This is a genomic window from Rubrivivax albus (genome assembly GCF_004016515.1).
GTDB classification, from domain to species: Bacteria; Pseudomonadota; Gammaproteobacteria; order Burkholderiales; family Burkholderiaceae_C; genus Rubrivivax; species Rubrivivax albus.
The window spans coordinates 401,821-414,981 of sequence record NZ_SACT01000002.1; the positions used below are offsets into that span (position 1 = coordinate 401,821).

Annotated in this window: 13 protein-coding genes; 12 read left to right on the forward strand and 1 reads right to left on the reverse strand. The window is 70.5% G+C overall.

Going from position 1 to position 13,161, the window contains the following annotated elements:
- Position 1 precedes the first annotated feature (1 nt).
- The 9 genes from dsrK to cobA are packed head-to-tail and all read left to right on the forward strand — an operon-like array spanning position 2 to position 9,754.
- Positions 2-1,534: a sulfate reduction electron transfer complex DsrMKJOP subunit DsrK gene (gene dsrK / locus ENE75_RS08120; protein WP_128197666.1), complete on the forward strand. Its 1,533-nt coding sequence runs from the start codon at positions 2-4 to the stop codon at positions 1,532-1,534.
- Between the two features lie 12 nt (positions 1,535-1,546).
- Positions 1,547-2,824 (forward strand): NAD(P)/FAD-dependent oxidoreductase, encoded by a 1,278-nt coding sequence (locus tag ENE75_RS08125; RefSeq protein WP_128197669.1) that lies wholly within the window; start codon positions 1,547-1,549, stop codon positions 2,822-2,824.
- 7 nt (positions 2,825-2,831) lie between these two features.
- On the forward strand, positions 2,832-4,793 hold the full coding sequence (locus tag ENE75_RS08130) for an NAD(P)-binding protein (protein WP_128197671.1): 1,962 nt from the start codon (positions 2,832-2,834) through the stop codon (positions 4,791-4,793).
- Positions 4,794-4,797: 4 nt separating this feature from the next.
- The gene (locus tag ENE75_RS08135; protein WP_199232243.1) at positions 4,798-5,187 is read left to right on the forward strand and encodes a hypothetical protein; all 390 of its coding nucleotides are present in this window, start codon (positions 4,798-4,800) and stop codon (positions 5,185-5,187) included.
- Positions 5,184-5,912, forward strand: coding sequence for a sulfate reduction electron transfer complex DsrMKJOP subunit DsrO (gene dsrO, locus ENE75_RS08140; RefSeq protein WP_128197673.1), 729 nt, complete (start codon positions 5,184-5,186; stop codon positions 5,910-5,912). Before ENE75_RS08135 ends, dsrO begins: the two co-directional genes overlap by 4 nt.
- The gene (nrfD, locus tag ENE75_RS08145; RefSeq protein WP_128197676.1) at positions 5,912-7,111 is read left to right on the forward strand and encodes an NrfD/PsrC family molybdoenzyme membrane anchor subunit; all 1,200 of its coding nucleotides are present in this window, start codon (positions 5,912-5,914) and stop codon (positions 7,109-7,111) included. The genes dsrO and nrfD overlap by 1 nt, the downstream gene beginning before the upstream one ends.
- 1 nt (position 7,112) lies before the next feature.
- The gene (locus tag ENE75_RS08150; RefSeq protein ID WP_128197679.1) at positions 7,113-8,516 is read left to right on the forward strand and encodes a cobyrinic acid a,c-diamide synthase CobB; all 1,404 of its coding nucleotides are present in this window, start codon (positions 7,113-7,115) and stop codon (positions 8,514-8,516) included.
- A 15-nt stretch (positions 8,517-8,531) separates the two neighbouring features.
- Positions 8,532-8,888, forward strand: coding sequence for an iron-sulfur cluster assembly accessory protein (locus tag ENE75_RS08155; protein ID WP_128197681.1), 357 nt, complete (start codon positions 8,532-8,534; stop codon positions 8,886-8,888).
- An 11-nt stretch (positions 8,889-8,899) separates the two neighbouring features.
- Entirely contained in the window at positions 8,900-9,754 is an 855-nt protein-coding gene (gene cobA, locus ENE75_RS08160) for a uroporphyrinogen-III C-methyltransferase (RefSeq protein WP_128197683.1), read from the forward strand.
- 37 nt (positions 9,755-9,791) lie between these two features.
- On the opposite strand, the gene ENE75_RS08165 is transcribed toward cobA, so the two are convergent.
- The gene (locus ENE75_RS08165) at positions 9,792-10,334 is read right to left on the reverse strand and encodes a PaaI family thioesterase (protein WP_128197685.1); all 543 of its coding nucleotides are present in this window, start codon (positions 10,332-10,334) and stop codon (positions 9,792-9,794) included.
- 53 nt (positions 10,335-10,387) lie between these two features.
- On the opposite strand from ENE75_RS08165, the gene ENE75_RS08170 reads away from it, so the two are divergent.
- Genes ENE75_RS08170 through ENE75_RS08180 form a run of 3 tightly spaced genes read left to right on the forward strand, consistent with a single transcriptional unit; the run spans position 10,388 to position 13,141 of the window.
- On the forward strand, positions 10,388-10,873 hold the full coding sequence (locus ENE75_RS08170) for a MarR family winged helix-turn-helix transcriptional regulator (RefSeq protein WP_128197687.1): 486 nt from the start codon (positions 10,388-10,390) through the stop codon (positions 10,871-10,873).
- Positions 10,863-12,266, forward strand: coding sequence for an MATE family efflux transporter (locus tag ENE75_RS08175; RefSeq protein ID WP_128197689.1), 1,404 nt, complete (start codon positions 10,863-10,865; stop codon positions 12,264-12,266). Before ENE75_RS08170 ends, ENE75_RS08175 begins: the two co-directional genes overlap by 11 nt.
- Positions 12,263-13,141: an energy transducer TonB gene (locus ENE75_RS08180; protein ID WP_128198235.1), complete on the forward strand. Its 879-nt coding sequence runs from the start codon at positions 12,263-12,265 to the stop codon at positions 13,139-13,141. Before ENE75_RS08175 ends, ENE75_RS08180 begins: the two co-directional genes overlap by 4 nt.
- Positions 13,142-13,161: the final 20 nt, after the last annotated feature.

Sequence of the window (13,161 nt, forward strand, 5' to 3'; positions counted from 1 at the left end):
GATGGCGGCGCCCAAGTTCGACACCCCTGCGCTGAAGCCCTTCCCGGTGATCCCGCTGGTGGCCGAGGGCGCGATGGCGCACAGCAAGCCGTATGTCGCCACGCCAAAGATCAACGAGACGATCGGCTTCCCCGGCGAGCTGACCGAGGGCTGGGAGCAGCGCGCGATCGCCAAGATGGGCGAGTTGCTGGGCAAGTACCGCAGCCTGCAGGTCTACATGGACGCCTGCGTGCACTGCGGCGCCTGCAGCGACAAGTGCCACTACTTCCTGGGCACCGGCGACCCGAAGAACATGCCGGTGGCGCGCCAGGACCTGATGCGCGGCGTCTACCGGCGCCACTTCACCTTCGCCGGCAAGCACTTCCCCAAGCTCGTGGGTGCGGTGGACCTGACCAAGGACGTGCTGGACCAGTGGTGGAGCTACTACAACCAGTGCTCCGAGTGCCGCCGCTGCAGCGTCTTCTGCCCCTACGGCATCGACACCGCCGAGGTGACGATGGCCGCGCGCGAGATCATGGACTCGGTGGGCATGGGCCAGAAGTACGCCAACGAGATCATCGGCAAGGTCCACCGCATCGGCAACAACCTGGGCATCCCCGAGCCGGCGCTGGCCGACACGCTGGAGGGCCTGGAAGAGGACGTCAAGGACGAGACCGGTGTCGACGTGCGCTTCCCGCTTGACCAGAAGGGCGCGGAGGTGCTGCTGATCACGCCGTCGGCCGACTTCTTCAGCGAGCCCCACGTCGACAGCCTGATCGGCTACGCCAAGGTCTTCCACGCCGCGGGCATCTCCTGGACGCTTTCGAGCAAGGCCAGCGAAGCCGGCAACTTCGGCCTGTTCATCGGCAACTACGAGCAGCTGCGCAACATCGCGCTGCGCATCCGCGAAGCGGCGCTGGAACTCGGCTGCAAGCGCATCGTGGTGGGCGAATGCGGCCACGCCTGGCGTGTGGCCTACAGCTTCTGGAACACGCTCACCGGCATCGGGGACGGCGGCGACGACCCGTTCGCCCGCATGCTGCAGCAGCAGCTGGACCACCGCCACAAGCAGCCCACGCACATCTGCGAGTTGACGCACGACCTGATCCAGCGCGGCGCGCTGCGCTTCGACAAGGAGAAGAACGACCACCGCATCGTGACCTTCCACGACAGCTGCAACGTGGCGCGCGGTTCGCGCATGGGCGACACGCCGGGCGGCCAGTTCACGATCCCGCGCGACATCATCCGCGCCGTCGCCAACCATTACCACGACATGGCCCCGGGCACCACGCACGAGGCCACGTTCTGCTGCGGCGGTGGTGGTGGCCTGCTCACCGACGACCTGATGGAGATCCGCGTCAAGGGCGCGCTGCCGCGCATGGAGTCGCTGCAGCAGGTCAAGGAACAGCACGGCGTGAACTTCATGGCCACGATCTGCGCCATCTGCAAGGCGCAGTTCAGCAAGGTGCTGCCGTACTACGGCTTCGACATGTCGATGGTGGGCGGCGTGCACCAACTGGTGAGCACGGCCATCCGGCTGGGCGAGCCGAACTGAGGAGAACCCCACATGGCCCACATCGTCATCCTGGGCGCCGGCATCGGCGGCATGCCCGCCGCGTACGAGATGCGCGCCAAGCTGGGCAAGCAGCACCGCGTCACCGTGGTCAGCGCGGTGGACTACTTCCAGTTCGTGCCGTCGAACCCGTGGGTGGCGGTGGGCTGGCGGTCGCGCGAGGAGATCTGCCTGAAGGTGGGCCCGCTGCTGGAGCGCAAGGGCATCGGCTTCGTCCCCAAGGCCGTCACCCGCATCGACGCCGAGAACTCGAAACTGGAGTTCGCCGAGGGCGAACCGCTGGCCTACGACTACCTGGTCATCACCACCGGCCCGAAGCTGAGCTTCGACGAGGTGCCCGGCGCCGGCCCGCACGGTGGGCACACGCATTCGGTCTGCACCGTCGACCACGCGCAGCGCTTCTGGGGCGAGTACGAGACCTTCCTGCAGAACCCCGGCCCCATCGTCATCGGCGCCATGCCGCTGGCCAGCTGCTTCGGCCCGGCCTACGAGTTCGCCTTCATCGTCGACGCCGACCTGCGCAAGCGCAAGCTGCGCCACAAGGTGCCCATCACCTTCGTCACCAGCGAACCCTACATCGGCCACCTGGGCCTGGGCGGCGTGGGCGACAGCAAGAGCATGCTCGAGAGCGAGCTGCGCGGCCACGACATGAAGTGGATCACCAACGCCAGGACCACCAAGGTCGAGGCCGGCAAGCTGTTCGTCACCGAGCTCGATGCGCAGGGCAAGGAACTGAAGGACCACGAGGTGCCCTTCAAGCTGGCCATGATGTTGCCGGCCTTCAAGGGCGTGGATGCGGTGGCCGCGGTGCCGAACCTGTGCAACCCGCGCGGCTTCGTGCTCATCGACGACCTGCAGCGCAGCAAGGCCTACAAGAACATCTTCTCCGCCGGCGTCTGCGTGGCGATCCCGCCGGTGGAGGCGACCCCGGTGCCTACCGGCGCACCGAAGACCGGCTACATGATCGAGACGATGGTCACCGCCATCGTGCACAACATCGCCGACGAACTGGCCGGCCAGCAGCCGGACACGCGCGCCACCTGGAACGCGATCTGCCTGGCCGACATGGGCGACACCGGTGCCGCCTTCGTGGCGCTGCCGCAGATCCCGCCGCGCAACGTCAACTGGTTCAAGAAGGGCAAGTGGGTGCACCTGGCGAAGATCGCCTTCGAGAAGTACTTCATGCGCAAGATGAAGTCCGGCACCTCCGAACCCGTCTACGAGAAATACGTGCTGAAGGCGCTGGGCATCGTGCGCCTGGCCGGAAAGTGAGGTTGCCATGTCCGTCCCGAGCTCCGAAGTCAAGCCGCTGACCTTCCGCCGCTACAAGGATGGCGACACCAAGGTGCGCCGGTGGCAGGACGAGATCTTCGACGCCGACCACTCGCACAAGTGCCCCACCTACATCCAGAGCACGCCGCCCTGCCAGGGTTCGTGCCCGTCGGGTGAGGACATCCGCAGCTACCTGAATATCGTGCGCGGCGTCGAGAAGCCGCCGAAGGACGTGACCTGGCAGGAGTACGCCTGGCGCCGCCTGACGGAGGCCAACCCGCTGCCGTCGGTGATGGGTCGCGTGTGCCCGGCACCGTGTGAATCGGGCTGCAACCGCAACCAGGTGGAGGACTTCGTCGGCATCAACTCGGTGGAGCACTTTCTGGGTGAGTGGGCCATCGAGCACGGCCTGAAGTTCGTCGCGCCCGAGCACAAGACCGGCAAGACCGTGGCCGTGATCGGAGGCGGGCCGGCCGGGCTGTCGACGGCCTACCAGCTGGCGCTCAAGGGCCACGCGGTGACGATCTTCGACGAGCGCGCCGAACTCGGCGGCATGATGCGCTACGGCATCCCCGGCTTCCGCACGCCGCGTGACGTGCTCGACGCCGAGATCCAGCGCATCCTGGACCTGGGCGTGCAGGCGCGCATGAACACGCGCATCGGCACCGACATCACGCTGGAGCAGATCCAGCAGCAGTTCGACGCCGTCTTCCTGGGCATGGGCGCGCAGAGCGGCCGCCCGCTGCCGGTGGAGGGCGCCGACGCGCCCAACGTCGTCACCGCCACCGCGTTCCTGAAAGCCTTCAACGACGGGCGCCTGCAGCACGTGGGGCAGCGCGTCGTGGTGGTCGGCGGCGGCGACACGTCCATCGACGTGGCCACGGTGGCGCGCCGGCTGGGCCACATCGACCAGACCCACGAGGCCGACCGGCCCGAGCTGGCCATCGCCGGCGACACCGGCTACGCGGCGCACGACGCGGCGATGCTGTCGCGCCGCCAGGGCGCGGAGGTCACGCTGACCTCGGTGTTCGCCGTGGAGAAGATGCAGGCCAGCAAGCACGAGGTGGAGCATGCGCTGGGCGAGGGCATCACGATCCGCGGCAGCATGGTGCCGCTGGCCGTGGTCGTCGGCGCCGACGGCCGCGCCACCGGTCTGAAGGTGGCGCAGTGCGAGGCCAAGCTGGTCGGCGGCCGGCTCGAGATCAAGCCGGTCGAGGGCACCGAGGAGGTCATCGAGGCTGACCTGATCGTCTCGGCCATCGGCCAGGCCGTGGACTTCTCGGGGCTGGAGGCGCTGAACAACGGCAAGGGCGCGATCAACGCCGACAAGAACTACCAGGTGGCGGGCCAGACCGGCATGTTCTGCGGTGGCGACGTGATCCGCCCGCACCTTCTGACCACGGCCATTGGCCACGGCGCCATCGCTGCCGAGGGCATTCACCGTTTCCTGCAGGGCGAGGCGCTGGACAAGCGGCCGAAGATCGACGTGCACAGCTTCGACCTGATGCGCAAGCTGGTCGAGAAGGGCCTGCCGGTCGGCTCCATCGAGGAGCCGCTGCGCGGCACCGACACCTCCACCGGCGCGGTGCACAACTTCGACAACCGGTCCGACCGCTACGTCATCCCGCACAAGGACCTGTTCCTTGGCCACTTCAACTACACCGAACGCAACAAGCGCAAGGTGGTGTCGCTGAGCGCCGAGGAAGCCCTGTCCAATTTCGAGGAGCGCATGCTGCCGCTGCTGGAGGCGCAGGCGCAGGCCGAGGCCAAGCGCTGCATGAGCTGCGGCCTGTGCTTCGAGTGCGACAACTGCGTCGTCTACTGCCCGCAGACGGCTGTGTTCAAGGTCAAGAAGTCGCAGTCGACCACCGGCCGCTACGTGGACACCGACTACAACAAGTGCATCGGCTGCCACATCTGCCATGACGTGTGCCCCACCGGCTACATCCAGATGGGGCTGGGGGAGTAAGCCCATGCGGCGCTGGGTGCTGGCCCTGCTGACCACGACGGCACTGGCCGCGGTGGCGGCGCCACCGTTGCCGGCCGTGCCCAAGGCCCAGCCCGGCACGCAATGCGTGGAGGACCCGGCCGACATGCGCCGGCACCACATGGCGTACCTGAAGCACCAGCGCGATGCCACGGTGTTCGGCGGCATCCGCGGCGCGAAGCACAGCCTGAAGGACTGCGTGGCCTGCCACGCCACGACCACGAGCGGCAGCGTATCGGCGCAGGCGGGCGACTTCTGCCAGGCCTGCCATCAGTATGCGGCGGTGAAGATCGACTGCTTCGAGTGCCACACTGGCAAGCCCGGTGGCAAGCCGGGCACGGCCGTGGCGAGATCCGTGGCGAAAGGCGCGCCATGAGTCCCGACACCAAGCGTCGGGCCTTCCTGGGCAGCGTGGCCGCCTTCGGCGGCGCGCTGCTGGCACCCGGCATCCACCTGATCGAGGTCGCGAACGCCGCGCCATCCGCGGGTGCGGATGCCAAGGTGCGCTGGGGCCTGCTGATCGACACCACCAAGTGCGCGCCGGGCTGCAACGACTGCGTCACCGCCTGCAACACCGAAAACGGCCTGCAGGCCGACACGCGCGCCACCACCCCGCAGTGGATCCGCAAGGTCGAGATCAAGGAGATCAAGACCGGGCGCACGGCCTCGGTGCCGGTGATGTGCCAGCACTGCGCCGAGCCGCCCTGCGTGGACGTCTGCCCCACCGGCGCCTCGTTCAAGCGCGCCGACGGCATCGTACTGGTGGACCGCCACAGCTGCATCGGCTGCCGCTACTGCATGATGGCCTGCCCCTACAAGGCGCGCAGCTTCGTGCACGAGCCGCTGACCGACCAGCAGCCCGACGTGCCACGCGGCAAGGGCTGCGTCGAAAGCTGCACGCTGTGCGTGCACCGCATCGACCGAGGCGAACGGGTCACCGCCTGCGCCGAGGCCTGCACCAAGGCCGGCCACGACGCCATCCTGTTCGGTGACCTCAACGACCCGGACAGTGCCATCGCCAAGCGCGTGCGCGAGATCCGCAGCACGCAGCTGCGCGCCGACCTCCGGCTGGACCCAGGCGTGCGCTACGAGGGCCTGTGATGAACACCACCGCCGCCCTTCGTCCCACGCCACAGGCCCAGACCCGCCTGTTCTGGATGCTGCTGGCGCTCGGCGCCGCCGTCACCGGCATCGGCCTGCTCGCCGCTCACCACATGGAGACTGCGGGCCACGTGGCCACCGGCATGGACAACCAGGTCGTCTGGGGCCTGCCCCACGTGTTCGCCATCTTCATGATCGTGGCCGCCTCGGGCGTGCTCAACGTGGCGTCGGTCGGCTCGGTCTTCGGCCAGCCGGCGTACAAGGTGCGCGCGCCGCTGTCGGGCCTGCTGTGCATCGCGATGCTGGCCGGCGGCCTGATGGTGCTGATGCTGGACCTGGGCCGCCCCGACCGCGTGATCGTCGCTGCCACGCACTACAACTTCACGTCGGTCTTCGCCTGGAACGTGTTCCTGTACTCCGGCATGGTCGGCATCGTCGCGGTCTACCTGTGGACGATGGCCGAGCGACGCCTGAACCCGTACAGCAAGCCCGCGGGCCTCGCGGCGCTGGTCTGGCGCTTCCTGCTGACCACGGGCACCGGCTCCATCTTCGGCTTCCTGGTCGCGCGCCAGGCCTACCAGTCGGCCCTGCTGGCGCCGATGTTCATCGTGCTGTCCTTCGGCTGGGGCCTGGCGGTCTTCCTGCTGGTGCAGGCGGCCATGATGCGCTGGAACGGCCAGGCCATGCCCGGCGACGTGCAGCGCCGTCTGAACCGGCTGCTGGGCGTTTTCGTCGCCGCGGCACTGTACCTGGTGGCGGTGTACCACCTCACCAACCTGTATTTCGCACGCCAGCAGGCTTTCGAGGCCTTCATCCTGCTGGGCCAGAACGGCGGCGACCTGTTCGCCGGGCTGCTGTGGGTGGGCTTCGTCGGTGTCGGGTCGGTGCTGCCGATGGTGATGCTGTTCAGCGCCCGCTTCGCCAACCCGCGCTGGACGCTGGTGGCCGCGACCCTGGTGGTGCTGGGCGCCTTCGCCTTCCTCTATGTCTTCATCATCGGCGGCCAGGCCTTCCCGCTGGAGATCTTCCCGGGCTGGGCGGCCAGCAGCAGCTTCGGCGACGGCCACGTGGCGCACTACGTGCCGAAGCTGCCGGAATGGCTGCTGGGCCTCGGCGGGCTGGGCGCGGCCTTCGTGCTGACGACGGTCGGCGTGCGTGTGCTGGACGTGATGCCACGCGACGAGAACCTCAAGGCATGACATGACGACACCGCGCCTGTTCGTCGCCGCCGCGCACAAGTCCTCGGGCAAGACCACGGTCACGCTAGGGCTGGCCGCCGCGTTGAACGCCCGCGGCGTGGCGGTGAAGGCCTTCAAGAAGGGCCCGGACTACATCGACCCGATGTGGCTGGGCCGCGCCAGCGGTTCGCCCTGCTTCAACCTCGACCCGCACCTGATGGACGGTGCCGAGATCGATGCGCTGTTCGCGCGCGAATCGGCCACGGCCGACGTGGCGCTGGTGGAGGGCAACCATGGCCTGTTCGACGGCATGGCGCTGGACGGCAGCGACTGCAACGCCGCCGTGGCGAAGCGCTTGGCGGCGCCGGTGCTGCTGGTGGTGGACGTGCGCGGCAGCACGCGCGGCATAGCGCCACTGGTGCGCGGGCATCTGGCCTTCGACCCTGCCCTGCGTATCGGCGGCCTGATCCTCAACCGCGTGGGCGGCGCGCGCCACGAGGCCCGGCTGCGCGAGGTGCTGGCGCACTACTGCCCCGAGGCGCCGGTGCTCGGCGCGATCCACGAACAGCCGCTGCTGGCGGTGACGGAGCGCCACTTGGGCCTGATGCCCACGGCGGAACTGGACGATGCCGACGAGCGCGTCGGGGCCATCGCGCAGGCCATCACGGCCGCCGTGGACCTGGACGCGGTGCTCGCCCTGGCGCGCAGCGCCGGCGCGCAGCCGATGGCACCCGCCCTGCCACGCACGATGGCCGCCGCCGGCGAACGCATGCGCATCGCCATCGCCCGCGACCGTGCCTTCGGCTTCTACTACCCCGATGACCTCGCCGCGCTGCAGGCCGCCGGCGCCGACCTGGTCTTCTTCGACGCGCTGCACGACACCCGCCTGCCGACCTGCGACGGCCTCTTCGTCGGCGGTGGCTTTCCGGAAACCTGCATGGACGCACTGTCGTCCAACACCGCGCTGCGCACCGGCGTGAAACAGGCCATCGAAGCCGGCCTGCCCACCTACGCCGAGTGCGGCGGCCTGATGTGGCTGTCGCGCAGCCTGAGCTGGCAGGGCCGGCGCGTGCCGATGGTCGGCGCCATCCCCGGCGACGCGGTGATGCAGCCCCGCCCGGTGGGCCGCGGCTACATGCGCCTGCGCGAGACCGCGGCCATGCCCTGGCCCGGCGGCAGCGCCGGTGCACTGCTGCAGGCGCACGAGTTCCACCACTCGCGGCTGGAGGCCATCGATCCTGGTGTGCGCTATGCCTACACCGTCGAACGCGGCCACGGCATCGACGGCGGGCACGATGGTCTGCTGGTCCACAACCTGCTGGCCTCTTACGCGCACCGCCGCAGCACGGCACGCGACGCCTGGGCACCCCGTTTCGTCGCCCACGTGCGCCAGTGCCGCACCACCCACCTGGCGCACGCCGCCTGACCGGAGACGCCCCCCATGTTCACGCTCACGTCCGCCGCAGCTGCCGAGATCCGCGCCGCGATGCCACGCAGCGGCGCCGATGGTCTGGCCCTGCGCGTTGCCGCGCGGCTGGAGACCGACGGCTCGCTGGCCTTCGGCATGGGCTTCGACGAAGCGCGCGAAGGCGACATGCCGCTGGAGATCGAGGGCGTGCCGCTGCTGATCGCGCAGCCGTCGCAGGCGCTGCTGGACGACGCGATGCTGGACTACGTGGAGGTCGCCCCCGGGCGGCTGGACTTCGTCTGCGTGGCGCAGACGCCCGAACACGACACCGTCGATCCGGCACCCGCCGGTGGCTGCGGCAGCGGCGGCTGCAACCGCTGCGGTGGCTGAGGAGCTTGCCGATGAACCGCATGACCGATTTCGACGCCCTGCTGGCCCGGGTGCAGTTGCCCGCCAATGCGCCGCCGGCCACCGGCCGCGTGGCCCTGGTCGGCGCCGGCCCGGGCGACCCCGAACTGCTCACGGTCAAGGCCGCACGGCTGCTCGCCGCCTGCGACGTCGTCGTCTACGACGCGCTGGTGGGCGGCGGCGTGATGGACCTGGTGCCCGGGCATGTGGAGCGCCGTTACGTGGGCAAACAGCGCGCCAACCACAGCCTGTCGCAGGACCAGATCAACAGCCTGCTGGTGGCGCTGGCGCGCCAGGGCAAGCGGGTGGTGCGGCTCAAGGGCGGCGACCCGTTCGTCTTCGGCCGCGGCGGCGAGGAACTGCAGGCGCTGGCCGAGGCCGGCGTGCCCTACGAGGTAGTGCCCGGCATCACCGCGGCCTGCGGCGTGTCGGCGCACGCCGGCATCCCGCTGACCCATCGCGACTTCGCGCAGGGCTGCCTGATCGTCACCGGCCACCTGAAGGACGGCAGCTGCAACCTCGACTGGCCGGCGCTGGCGCGGCCGAAGCAGACCACCGTGATCTACATGGGCCTGGCCGGCCTGCCGGAGATCTGCGCGCAGCTGATCGCCCACGGCCTGCCGGCCACCCACCCGGCCGGCGTGGTGGAACAGGGCACGCTGCCCGGCCAGCGCGTGGTCACCGGCACGCTGGCCGACCTGCCGCAGCGGGTGGCCGAAGCCGGGCTGAAGTCGCCCTGCCTGACCATCGTGGGCGAGGTGGTGTCGCTGCACGGCACGCTGGCGTGGTTCGGCCAACGCGAGGCGACTCACGGCACCGACCTGACGGACCACGCCACCAGCGCCTGACCGACCGCGCCGGCCATCGCAGCAGGCACCGCCCGCGTCAACGCGCCGGCATCTCGAACACCAGGCAGGTGGTGGTGCCGTGGGCGTACAGCTTCCCGTCCGGGCCGACGATGCGCCCTTCCGCGGTGGCGAGTTGCCGGCCGCAGTGCAGCACCTTCGCCATCGCGCGCAGCGGGCCCTGCGCGGGCGTGGCGCCGCGCACGATGTTCACGCTCAGCTCCGCCGTGGTGTAGCCGCGCCCGGCCGGCATCAGGGTGTGCACGGCGCAGCCCAGCGCCGAGTCGAGCAGCGTCGCGTACCAGCCGCCGTGCACGCCGCCCATCGGGTTGAGGTGCTTGCGCTGCGGCATGCCCTGGAACACCGCCTCGCCAGGTGCCACCGACACGAGGCCGAAGTCCAGGGTATCGGCGATGTGCGGGTAGGGCAGTTCGCCGGCGAGCATGGCCTGCAGCACCTCCAGCCCGGTGCGGCCGGCCGCCTGGGTCGGCGTGATGAAGCCGGGCCCGGCCTGGGCAGCACGCATGCGCTGGCGCACGGCTTCGAATTCTTCGTTCCACTGCAGCGAGGTGACATCGGACATCGGGTAGGCATTCAAACGTTGCAGATGCAAGTATTGTAGCTACAATTATTTGCATGACTCGTGCGCCCACGTCCACCGCGTCTGCCACGCCCCGCGGCTGCACCAGCTTCAAGCTGCGACAGCTGACGCGGTGCGTGGCCAGCCGCTACGACGCCGAGCTGGCCGCCGCCGGCCTGAAGACCACGCAGTACTCGCTGCTGTCGCACGCGCAGGCGCTGGGGCCGGTGGCGCCAGGCGAGCTGGCCCGGGCGATGACCATGGACGCCTCGACGCTGACGCGCAACCTCAAGCCGTTGCTGGCCGCCGGCTGGGTGACGCTGCAGCCCGGCCCGGACGGCCGGTCGCGCCGCGTCGAGCTCACCGCGGCGGGCCGCGTCAAGCGGGCCGAAGCCCAGCGCCGGTGGCGGGCGGCTCAGGAGGGTCTGCAGGCCGCGCTCGGCCAGGCGCGCACGGCGGCGCTGCATGCAATGCTCGACGACGCGCTGGCCCGGCTCGATCCCGCGGCATCGGCGGCCAGTGAGGCCGCCGATGCCCGCTGACCAGCCACACCCCGCCCTCGACCCGCGCACGCGCGAACTGCTCGAAGGGCCCATCACCCGCACCCTGCTGCGGCTGGGCGCGCCCAACGTGCTGGTGATGCTGGCGCAGGCCGCGGCGGGCCTGATCGAGACCTACTTCGTCGGCCGCCTGGGTACCGACGCGCTGGCCGGCATGGCGCTGGTGTTCCCGATGGTCATGCTGATGCAGATGACCTCGGCCGGCGCCCTGGGCGGCGGCATCGCCTCGGCCATCGCCCGCGCGCTGGGCGCGCGCCGTCGCGACGACGCCAATGCGCTGGTGGGCCATGCGCTGCTGATCGCCACGCTGTTCGGCCTCGCCTTCATGGTCGTCGTGATCGGCGGCGGACGCGTGCTGTACGCGGCCATGGGCGGCCACGGCGCGGCGCTGGAGGCGGCGCTGGCCTATTCCGGCTGGGTCTTCGGCGGCGCGGTGCTGATCTGGTGGTTCAACGCCCTGTCGGCCGTCATCCGCGGCACGGGCCACATGGCCATGCCGGCACTGGTCACGGTGCTGGGCACGGCAGTGCTGGTGCCGGTGTCGCCGCTGCTGATCTTCGGCTGGGGTGCCTGGCCCGGCCTGGGCATCGTGGGTGGCGCGGTGGCCCTGCTGGGCTTCTACGCCATCGGCACCGCCTGGCTGGCGGCGTGGCTGTGGGCCGGGCGCAGCGCCCTTCGCCCCCACCTCCGTGGCCTCGTCTGGCGAACCACGCTGTTCGCCGACATCCTGCGCGTGGGCCTGCTGGGCATGGTGTCCACGGTGTCGACCAGTCTGGTGATCGTGATCGGCACCGCGCTGGCGGGCGCCTTCGGCACCGCGGCGATCGCCGGCTACGGCACCGCCACGCGGCTGGAGTACCTGCTGGTGCCGCTGGTGTTCGGCCTGGGCGCGCCATTGATCGCGATGGTGGGCACCTGCATCGGCGCCGGCCAGCGAGAGCGTGCGTTGCGCGCCGCGTGGACCGGCGCCGCCCTGGCCTTCGCGATGACGGAAGCCATCGGCCTGGCGGCCGCTGCCTTTCCGCACGCCTGGCTGTCGCTGTTCGACCACGACCCGGCCATGCTCGCGGCGGGCAGCAGGTACCTGCGCACGGTGGGCCCGCTGTACGGCTTCTTCGGGCTCGGGCTGGTGCTGTACTTCGCGTCGCAGGGCGCGGGGCGGCTGCGCTGGCCGGTGATCGGCAACCTGTGCCGCCTGGGCGTGGCCACCGTCGGCGGCCTGGCCGCCGTGCACTGGGGCTGGGGTCTGGCGGGCGTCTTCGCCGCGCAGGCCCTGGCACTGGTGGTGTATGGCACGGTGAACGCGACCACGATGGCCGGCGGCGCATGGTTCGGGCCGTTGCGCTGGCCGATGCGGGCGTGTCGCCCCGCATGATCGCCCCGTCGGCTCGCCCGAACCGGATGCCGCAGGGCCTGGCCGTCGGCGTGTCGCTGGCGGTGCATGGGTTGGTCCTGCTGGGACTGGCCAGGCTGTCCTTCGCGCCCTCACCGCCCTCGCCTGCGCCGCCGAAGACGACGGTGCTGCTGATGCCTTCGCTCAGCGCACCGCAGCCTCAGGCATCGCCGGCACCGGCGCCGGTCATCACCCAAGCCCGGCAACGGGCGACGATGCAGCGCGCGGCCGAGACGCCGCCGCCTCGGACCGACCAGCCCCCGGCCACCCAGGCTGCGCCAGCCGCCCCCACGGCCGCCGAATGGGCCTTCGCCGCGCGTTACCCGCTCAAGAACAGCAAGGGCTACCGCTACAGCTGGGGTCAGCAGGTGCGCAGCATGATGGGTACCGCGGTGGCCGGGCCGGACCAGGGTCACGTGCGCTTCCGCGTGGAGATCGCGCCCGATGGCCGCCTGGCCCGCCTGGAGACGCTTTGGACCACCTCGGCCGTCGCCGAGCAGCGTGCGCGCCTGGCCATCGAACAGATGCCGCCGCTGCCGCCGACACCGACCGGCCGGCCCCTGGTCTTCGAGCGCACGATCTCCTTCACGCCCGATGCGTCGGACGGCCCCCCGGTCTACCGCGACGACTGCCTGCCCGACCCGCCGGCGTTCCGCAACCCCTTCGTCTGGGACGGCCAGGGCGAGCCACCGCGCGTGACGCGGGTGCCGGCCGCGGCGACCGTTGCAGACCGCACCACCGAGGGCCTGTCGATGGAGGAATGTCTGAAGCTGCTGCCGCAGGACAGTCTCGAGGCCGAGGCGGCACAGGACCGGCGCCTGCGGGACCAGTGGGACTCCAGCATCCTGGGACGTTGACCCCGCGTGGCCACGGGGCC

What these genes read in the sequence shown, in the direction of transcription:
- ENE75_RS08170 (WP_128197687.1), top strand. Translation starts at nt 10,388, where the DNA reads ATGACTCGTGCGCCCACGTCCACCGCGTCTGCCACGCCCCGCGGCTGC.
- dsrK (WP_128197666.1), top strand. Translation starts at nt 2, where the DNA reads ATGGCGGCGCCCAAGTTCGACACCCCTGCGCTGAAGCCCTTCCCGGTG.
- cobA (WP_128197683.1), top strand. Translation starts at nt 8,900, where the DNA reads ATGAACCGCATGACCGATTTCGACGCCCTGCTGGCCCGGGTGCAGTTG.
- ENE75_RS08165 (WP_128197685.1), bottom strand. Translation starts at nt 10,334, where the DNA reads ATGTCCGATGTCACCTCGCTGCAGTGGAACGAAGAATTCGAAGCCGTG.
- dsrO (WP_128197673.1), top strand. Translation starts at nt 5,184, where the DNA reads ATGAGTCCCGACACCAAGCGTCGGGCCTTCCTGGGCAGCGTGGCCGCC.
- nrfD (WP_128197676.1), top strand. Translation starts at nt 5,912, where the DNA reads ATGAACACCACCGCCGCCCTTCGTCCCACGCCACAGGCCCAGACCCGC.
- ENE75_RS08130 (WP_128197671.1), top strand. Translation starts at nt 2,832, where the DNA reads ATGTCCGTCCCGAGCTCCGAAGTCAAGCCGCTGACCTTCCGCCGCTAC.
- ENE75_RS08135 (WP_199232243.1), top strand. Translation starts at nt 4,798, where the DNA reads ATGCGGCGCTGGGTGCTGGCCCTGCTGACCACGACGGCACTGGCCGCG.
- ENE75_RS08180 (WP_128198235.1), top strand. Translation starts at nt 12,263, where the DNA reads ATGATCGCCCCGTCGGCTCGCCCGAACCGGATGCCGCAGGGCCTGGCC.
- ENE75_RS08155 (WP_128197681.1), top strand. Translation starts at nt 8,532, where the DNA reads ATGTTCACGCTCACGTCCGCCGCAGCTGCCGAGATCCGCGCCGCGATG.
- ENE75_RS08125 (WP_128197669.1), top strand. Translation starts at nt 1,547, where the DNA reads ATGGCCCACATCGTCATCCTGGGCGCCGGCATCGGCGGCATGCCCGCC.
- ENE75_RS08175 (WP_128197689.1), top strand. Translation starts at nt 10,863, where the DNA reads ATGCCCGCTGACCAGCCACACCCCGCCCTCGACCCGCGCACGCGCGAA.
- ENE75_RS08150 (WP_128197679.1), top strand. Translation starts at nt 7,113, where the DNA reads ATGACGACACCGCGCCTGTTCGTCGCCGCCGCGCACAAGTCCTCGGGC.